This window comes from Acidisoma sp. L85 (assembly GCF_009765865.1).
Classification (GTDB): Bacteria; Pseudomonadota; Alphaproteobacteria; order Acetobacterales; family Acetobacteraceae; genus Acidisoma.
This window is the reverse complement of record NZ_LMUQ01000064.1, coordinates 257,929-265,611: the sequence shown is the minus strand read 5'-3', so window position 1 is coordinate 265,611 and position 7,683 is coordinate 257,929. Positions and strand designations below refer to the sequence as shown.

Here is a 7,683-nt window from a genome sequence, read left to right as displayed (position 1 = left end):
GCGGCCGCGCGGCGTGAGGTAAACGAAGGGCCGCGCGTCATCGGCCCGCCGATGCGCCGCAAGCGCCGTCGCCGTCACGTCGGGGCGCATGACCATGCCGGCCCCGCCACCGAAAGGCGTGTCGTCCACCGCGCGATGACGGCCGAGGCCATGCGCGCGGATATCCGCCGTCTCCAGCCGCCACAGCCCCTCGGCCAAGGCGCGGCCGGCGAGCGAAGCGCCCAGCGGCCCCGGAAACATCTCGGGGAAGAGCGTCAGGATGGTGGCGTGCCAGCTCACGGCGACACCGACTCGCTGTGTTGCGGCGCGGGCACTTCGCCATCAAGCGTCACCGGCGGATCGACCACGATGCGGCGGCCGGGCACATCCACAACCGGCACCGCCTGCGCCGTAAACGGCAGGATGAGCGGCGGCGCCTGCGGCCGGGCAATCTCCAGGCTGGTGCCGGCGCCATAGTCATGGACGATTGTCACCTCGCCCAGCGGTGTTCCAGCGGCGTCTTCCGCGCGGAGACCAATGAGATCGGCGAGGTAATACTCATCCGCCTCGGCCACCGGCAGCGCGTCCCGCGCGACATAAAGGCGCGTATTGGTCAGCGCCTCCGCCCCGTTGCGGTCGGCGAGAGGCACTTCCTGCCCGTCCCTGATCTCGGCCAGGCGCGCGACGCCCTCGCTCTGCCAGCGCAGCACGAAGCGCCGGCCGCGATCATCCGCGAGCACGCCGTAATCGGCGAGCGCCGCGGGATCGGCCGTATAGCTTTGGACATGGACAAGCCCGCGCACACCGTGCGGCCGGCCGATCACGCCCATCAGGATGCGGTCTTCAGGCAAGACGTGCCTCAGCTCCCCGGACTGGTTCAGGCCGCGGCGGCGGCCTTGGCGCGCTCCTGCGCCTTCTTCTTGGGCGCGGACTGCAACGGCTGCTCGCGCCACGCGGGCATCGGGGCGAGACCGGCATGACCGATGAAGCGCGCGACGCGATCGGTCGCCGTCGCACCATTGCTCAGCCAATGAGCGATGCGGTCGTGCTTCAGCAGAATGCGGTCGGCATGCTCCTGCGGCAGCATCGGGTTGTAGCTGCCGACCTTCTCGATGAAGCGGCCGTCACGGGGGCTGCGGCTGTCGGCCACCACGATGTGGTAGAAGGGACGCTTATGCGCGCCCGCGCGGGCCAGCCGGATCTTCACAGACATTCAAACACTCCTGTTGGTCATTCAGTCGAGAACCGGCCTACGGCCGGATAGTTTGGAAAACTCAGTGCGGACGGCGGCCACCGCCGCCCATCATTCCGCCGCCACCGCCACCCATGCCGCCCATCAGGGCGCCCAGGCCGCCACGCATCAGGCCCTTCTGGCCCAGCTTGTTCATGCGCTTCATCATCGTCGTCATCTGGTCGAACTGCTTGAGAAGCTGGTTGACCTCCTGCACGGTCGCACCCGCACCAGTGGCGATTCGCTTCTTGCGGCTGGCCTTGATGATGTCGGGCACCTGCCGCTCCTTCTTCGTCATTGAGCCGATAATGGCCGCCTGACGCTTCAGGATCGTGGTGTCGAGATTGGCGCCGGCGAGTTGCTCCTTGATCTTGCCCATGCCCGGCAGCATGCCGACGATGCCGGACAGGCTGCCCATCTTCCCGATCTGGCGTAGCTGGGACGCGTAGTCCTCCAGGTCGAACTTGCCCTTCGCCATCTTGGCGGCGAGCTTCTCGGCATCCTGTTGGTCGATCGTGTCGGAGGCTTTTTCGACCAGCCCGACGATGTCGCCCATGCCGAGAATGCGGCTGGCGACACGTTCCGGATGGAAGATCTCCAGCGCATCGATCTTCTCGCCCGAGCCGGTGAGCTTGATCGGCGCCCCGGTAATGGCGCGCATCGAAAGCGCGGCGCCGCCGCGGGCGTCGCCATCCATGCGTGTCATCACGATGCCGGTCACGCCCAGGGCATCGTTGAAGGCGCGGGCCGTGTTGACGGCATCCTGGCCGGTCATGGCATCGACCACGAGCAGCGTCTCGGCCGGGCGCGTCGCGTCCCGGATGGCCTTGACCTCGGCCATCAGAACTTCGTCGATCGAAAGGCGGCCGGCGGTATCGAGGATGACGATGTCGAAGCCTTCGCGCCGCCCGGTATCCATGGCGCGCTCGGCGATCTGCACCGGCGTCTGGCCCTGGATGATCGGCAGGCTGGCAACTTCCGCCCGCTCGGCGAGCTGGGCGAGCTGAAGCTGCGCCGCTGGCCGCTGTGTATCGAGGCTCGCCAGCAGCACCTTCCGGCGCTCTCGGGTGCGAAGCTGAAGGGCGATCTTGCCGGCGGTGGTGGTCTTGCCGGAACCCTGAAGCCCGACCATCAGGATCGGCACCGGCGCAGGCGTATTGATGTTGAGCGGAACCGCGCCCTCGCCGCCCAGTGCCTCCACCAGCACGTCATTGACGATCTTGACGACCTGCTGGCCCGGCGTGACGGAGCGAAGCACCTCGGCGCCGACCGCGCGTTCCCGCACCTTGGTGATGAAGTCCTTCACCACCGGCAGCGCGACGTCAGCCTCCAGCAGCGCGAGGCGGACTTCCCGCATCGCCTCCATGACATCCGTCTCGCTGAGCGCACCGCGGCCGCGCAGGCGGTCGAAGACGGTGTTCAGCTTGGTGGAGAGGCTTTCGAACATCCCGAGCTTCCATAAGCGATCGCGCCGCTGCGCGAACACTCGCGGGGCGGCGGATCAGAGGAGGCGGGGTGTGCCCCGCGCCGGGGCAGGAGTCAAGGAATAGGAGCGCAAGTCAGGCGTCACGCCCCTCGGCGCCGGTGACTGCCGAGAGATGTGGCGCCTTTGATCAGGCGCTCGCCTTATCCAGCGCCCTTACCTGCGCCTGCGTCAATTTCAGCGTGCAGGCCTTCACGAGATCGGCGAGTTGTTCGGGCTTGGAGGCGCTGGCGATGGGGGCGGTGATGCTGGGCCGCGCGATGAGCCAAGCGAGAGCCACCTGAGCCGGAGTGGCATGGGTCTCACTCGCCACCTGGTCAAGCGCCGCGATCACCTTGGGACCGCGGCCATCCAAATACTTGCCCGCACCTTCGCCTCGTGCGGCGCTTTTGGAGAGATCCACCTTCGAGCGATATTTGCCGGTGAGATAGCCGGCGGCCAGTGAGTAATACGGAATTACCCCCAGTCTCTCCGTCTCGCACAGCGTCTCCAGCTCCTTCTCGAAGAGCGGCCGCTCCACCAGATTGTAATGCGGCTGGAGAGAGACATAGCGGGGCAGGCTAAGCTCGTCGCTGGTCTCCAGCGCCCGCTTCAGCCGGGCCGCGGTATAGTTCGAGGCGCCGATGGCGCGCACCTTGCCCGACTGGATGAGGCCGGCGAATGCGCTCAGAGTCTCGGGCAGCGGCGTTGCCTCATCGTCCTGATGCGCCTGATAGAGATCGACGTAATCCGTTTGCAACCGCCGCAGGGAATCCTGGATCGCCTGGCCGATCCAGGCGGCCGAGAGGCCTTTGCCCTCCGGCATCGGCATGCCGACCTTTGTCATGATGACGAGATCGTCGCGCTTCCCGCGCTTCTTCAGCCAGCGGCCGATGATCGTCTCCGATTCGCCGCCCTGATGGCCAGATGCCCAGCGGGAATAGACATCCGCAGTGTCGATCGCGGTCAGTCCCGCCTCCACCAAGGCATCGAGCAATCGGAAGGAGGTGGCCTCGTCTGCTGACCACCCGAAAACGTTGCCGCCGAAGACCAGCGGCGGCACGCTGATGGTGGAAGTGCCGAGTTGGTGCTGTTCCATGATCACGCTCCGAGGCCGTTGAACCGATCCCAGGAGTTAAACCCTTCTTGGCCAGATGCAGCCCGCCCAAAGACGCGATACAGCCCTCGACGGGAAAGACAGGTGCTTGCCAAGAACCGGCGGCGTGTGGAACAGGTTTTGCTTAGAACGGTTCGCTACCGATCCAGGTAGCGCCGCCCGGGTCATCGGCCCGCCACGAGGACAAATGCACCTGACGGAAGACTATGTTCCCGGCCCCTTCGGCCGCACCTGGTACAAGATCACCGGGGAGCTGAAGGGCGCCAAACCGCCTTTGGTCATCCTGCACGGAGGTCCAGGCTGCGTCCACGACTACGTGGCCTCCTTCGCGGACCTGGCGGAGACCGGCCGGGCAGTCGTTCATTATGACCAGCTCGGCAATGGCCGCTCGACGCATCTGCGCGAAAAAGGGCCGGATTTCTGGACCGTCGACCTTTTTCTGGGTGAGCTCGATCGTGTGTTGGCACATCTGGGCATCGCCGAAAGCTACGACCTCCTGGGCCAATCCTGGGGCGGCATGCTGGGGGCCGAACATGCCGTGCGCCAACCGCCGGGGTTGAGGAAGCTGGTCATCGCCAATTCCCCGGCCTCGATGAAAACCTGGGTGGCGGAGGCGAACCGCTTGCGGCAGGATCTCCCGCCCAAAGTGCAGGCGACGCTGCTGCGCCACGAAGCCGCGCGCACCACCGCGAGCGCCGAATATCTGGAAGCCGCGAAAGTCTACGACCGGCGCCACGTATGCCGCATCGAACCGAAACCGGATGACGTCGTGCGCAACGACCGCGCGATTGTCGATGACCCGACAGTCTACCACACCATGAACGGGCCGACCGAGTTTCACGTCATCGGCACGATGAAAAACTGGACGATCGAAAGCCGGCTGCACGCCATCATCGCCCCCACGCTGCTGATCTCCGGCCGCTACGACGAGGCGACGGAACTCTGCGTGCAGCCCTTCGCCGACAGCATCCCGGACGTCCGCTGGCGGATTTTCGAGAACTCCAGCCACATGCCCCATTTGGAGGAGAGAGAAGCCTGCCTCGCCGCGGTCGCCGAATTCCTCGACGCGCCTTGATTCACTTAAACGGGAAAGAAACGCTCATGACATTGCGACAACGCCTCACCACTTCCGCCTTCGCGCTGCTTACGGCCACCGGCCTCGGCGCGCTGGGTGCCAGCACTGCGCAGGTGGGCGCCGCGCAGGCGGCGGATGCTCATACGGGCGGCACGCTGAAGCTGGTCTCCGCCGCCGCTGCGGGCACGCTCGATCCGCAGATCAATTACACCGCGCAATTCTGGCAGATATTCTACGTCACGAATGACGGTCTGGTGGAATTCAGGAAGTCTGCGGGCTCCTCCTCGAATGACGTGGTAGCCGATCTCGCGACGGAAATTCCCAAGCCTCAGGATGGCGGCAAGACCTATGTCTTCACGCTGCGCAAGGGCATCAAGTTCTCGACCGGCAAGGAAGTGACGCCGGAGGATGTGGTCGCCAGCTTCCAGCGCCTGTTCAAGATCAGCAACCCCAACGCGGGTTCCTGGTACAATGTGATCGCGGGCTCGGATGCCTGCATCAAGACGCCGGCAACCTGCACGCTGGCTGGCGGCGTAGTGGCGGATGACGCGGCCAATACCGTGACCTTCCACCTGACGGCGCCCGACTCCGAGTTCTTCTACAAGCTCGCGACGCCCTTCGGCTCGATCTTGCCGGCCGATACTCCCTCGAAGGATGTGGGTACCGTGCCGACCGCCGCGACCGGCCCTTACATGGTGACGAGCTACGACCCGCAGAAGTCGATGGTGATCAAGCGCAACCCCTACTTCAAGGTATGGAGCAAGGACGCTCAGCCCGCCGGTTATGTTGACGAGATGGATTACACCTTCGGCACCCGAGCCGAGGATGCGATCACCGCGATCGAGAATGGTCAGCAGGATTGGATGTTCGACACTCCCCCGGCCGACCGTTTGGGTGAGATGAGCAGCAAATATGCCAGCCAGATCCACATCAATCCGCTGTTCGCGATTTTCTATGCGCCGATGAACGTGAACATCGCGCCGTTCAACAACAAGGACGCGCGGCTGGCTGTGAATTACGCGCTCAATCGCCGCTCGGCCGTCGGCATCTATGGCGGCCCTCGCCTCGCCGTGCCGAATTGCCAAGTTCTGCCGCCCGGCTTCCCTGGCTACCAAGCCTATTGCCCCTATACCAAGAACCCCGGCACCAAATGGTCCGCGCCTGACATGGTGAAGGCCAAGGAGCTGATGAAGAAATCCGGCCAGATCGGCCAGAAGGTCACCGTGATCGCGGATGACCAGAATGTCGATCCGGCGCTCGGCACCTATCTCGTCAGCGTGCTGAACGAACTTGGCTTCAAGGCCACATCGAAGGTGATTTCGGCGAACATCCAGTTCACCTATATTCAGAATACCAAGAACAATGTGCAGATCAGCATCACTCAGTGGTACCAGGATTATCCGGCGGCCTCGGACTTCCTGAACGTGCTGCTGAGCTGCGGCGCCTTCCATCCGGGCTCGGATGCCTCGGTCAACATCGCCGGCTACTGCTCCAAGCCGCTCGACGCGATGATCAATAAGAACCTGATCACCGCCGTGACGGATCTGCCCGCCGCCAATAAGGAATGGGCGAAGATCGACCATGCCGCGACGGATGGCGCGCCTTGGGTCACGATGTTCACGCCGAAGCAGCTCGACTTCGTGTCTAAGAACGTGAAGAACTTCACGTTCAGCGATCAGTTCAAAATGATTCTGTCGCTGGCCTACGTGCAGTAACCGCTATGTCCGACACGGCGTCCGGGGTTCCGGCGTCCCTCGGTCCCATCGAGAGCGCGCCGGCGACAGCCGGCCGCCCCGCCGAGGGGCCGTGGCGTGCGGGCCTGCGCAAGCTGCGCCAGGACCGCACGGCAATGGCCTCCGTCATTGTCCTGGTGCTGATCGTTCTCGCCTGTTGCGCGGCGCCGCTTTATGCGTCGCGCCTCTCGCAGACCGACCCGTTCCAGTCCAATCTCGATGGCCAGATCACCATCGGCGCCAATACGCTGGACGTCATGCAGGCGGATACCGCGGGCCTCGGCCTCGGCGTCACGCCGATCGGACCGACCTGGCACGCCCAGTATCTGCTGGGCGCCGATAATCAGGGGCGGGATGTCGCGGCCCGCATGCTTTACGGCGGCCGCAACTCGCTGATCATTTCCGCGGCCTCCACCGTGGTCTGCCTGGTGCTCGCCGCCGTGGTCGGCATCGTCGCGGGCTTCGCGGGCGGGTTGACCGATACGATACTGGCCCGGCTGCTCGACGTGCTCTGGGCCTTTCCGATCTATCTATTGGCGATTTCGCTTTCCATCGTGCTGATCAGCAAAGGACTGCAAATCGGGCCGATCAATATCGCCTCGGACAGCCTTATTCTGCCCATCCTCATCATCGGCATCGTCTATGTGCCTTATGTCGCGCGACCCATCCGTGGCCAGGTGCTGTCCTTGACCCGCAGCGACTTCGTGCTGGCGGCGCGCTGCCTTGGCGTGCCGGCTGGGCGCATTCTGCTGCGGGACATCCTGCCGAACGTGACGACCACGATCATTGTTTTCGCGCCGCTCATGATGGCGCTGAACATGCTGACCGAGAGCGCGCTCTCCTTCCTCTCGATCGGCGTGCAGCCGCCCGGTGCCAGCTGGGGCACCATCATCCAGGATGGCGAGGATCTGCTTTACACGCGGCCGATGGTCGCCATCGCGCCGGGCCTCGCCATCGTCATCACGGTGCTGGCGCTGAACTTCCTGGGCGACGGCGTGCGAGACGCCTTCGACCCGCGCGCCAAGCTGCGGGTGAGGAAGGATTGATGCGGGACGGTGGACAGATGCAACCGTCTTGCCCAGCGAA

Annotated in this window: 7 protein-coding genes and 1 pseudogene; 3 read left to right on the top strand and 5 right to left on the bottom strand. The window is 64.7% G+C overall.

What is annotated here, in order from left to right:
* The 5 genes and pseudogenes from GSQ83_RS23215 to GSQ83_RS23195 all read right to left on the bottom strand — a co-directional run.
* Positions 1 to 279: pseudogene (locus GSQ83_RS23215) on the bottom strand (tRNA (guanosine(37)-N1)-methyltransferase TrmD); the annotation flags it as partial.
* Positions 276 to 830, bottom strand: a complete 555-nt coding sequence (rimM, locus tag GSQ83_RS23210) for a ribosome maturation factor RimM (RefSeq protein WP_158805234.1) — start codon at positions 828 to 830, stop codon at positions 276 to 278. The gene rimM and the pseudogene GSQ83_RS23215, both read right to left, overlap by 4 nt.
* Positions 831 to 856: 26 nt before the next feature.
* On the bottom strand, positions 857 to 1,192 hold the full coding sequence (gene rpsP / locus GSQ83_RS23205) for a 30S ribosomal protein S16 (RefSeq protein ID WP_158805233.1): 336 nt from the start codon (positions 1,190 to 1,192) through the stop codon (positions 857 to 859).
* Between the two features lie 61 nt (positions 1,193 to 1,253).
* Positions 1,254 to 2,657: a signal recognition particle protein gene (gene ffh / locus GSQ83_RS23200; protein WP_158805232.1), complete on the bottom strand. Its 1,404-nt coding sequence runs from the start codon at positions 2,655 to 2,657 to the stop codon at positions 1,254 to 1,256.
* A 166-nt stretch (positions 2,658 to 2,823) separates the two neighbouring features.
* The gene (locus tag GSQ83_RS23195) at positions 2,824 to 3,771 is read right to left on the bottom strand and encodes an aldo/keto reductase (RefSeq protein ID WP_158805231.1); all 948 of its coding nucleotides are present in this window, start codon (positions 3,769 to 3,771) and stop codon (positions 2,824 to 2,826) included.
* Positions 3,772 to 3,976: 205 nt separating this feature from the next.
* On the opposite strand from GSQ83_RS23195, the gene GSQ83_RS23190 reads away from it, so the two are divergent.
* From GSQ83_RS23190 to GSQ83_RS23180, 3 genes are read left to right on the top strand one after another with little or no spacing between them, the layout of a single operon-like run.
* The gene (locus GSQ83_RS23190; RefSeq protein WP_158805230.1) at positions 3,977 to 4,864 is read left to right on the top strand and encodes a proline iminopeptidase-family hydrolase; all 888 of its coding nucleotides are present in this window, start codon (positions 3,977 to 3,979) and stop codon (positions 4,862 to 4,864) included.
* Positions 4,865 to 4,890: 26 nt separating this feature from the next.
* Complete coding sequence (locus GSQ83_RS23185) at positions 4,891 to 6,579, top strand: ABC transporter substrate-binding protein (RefSeq protein ID WP_158805229.1); 1,689 nt, start codon at positions 4,891 to 4,893, stop codon at positions 6,577 to 6,579.
* Positions 6,580 to 6,584: 5 nt separating this feature from the next.
* On the top strand, positions 6,585 to 7,643 hold the full coding sequence (locus GSQ83_RS23180) for an ABC transporter permease (RefSeq protein WP_158805228.1): 1,059 nt from the start codon (positions 6,585 to 6,587) through the stop codon (positions 7,641 to 7,643).
* Positions 7,644 to 7,683: the final 40 nt, after the last annotated feature.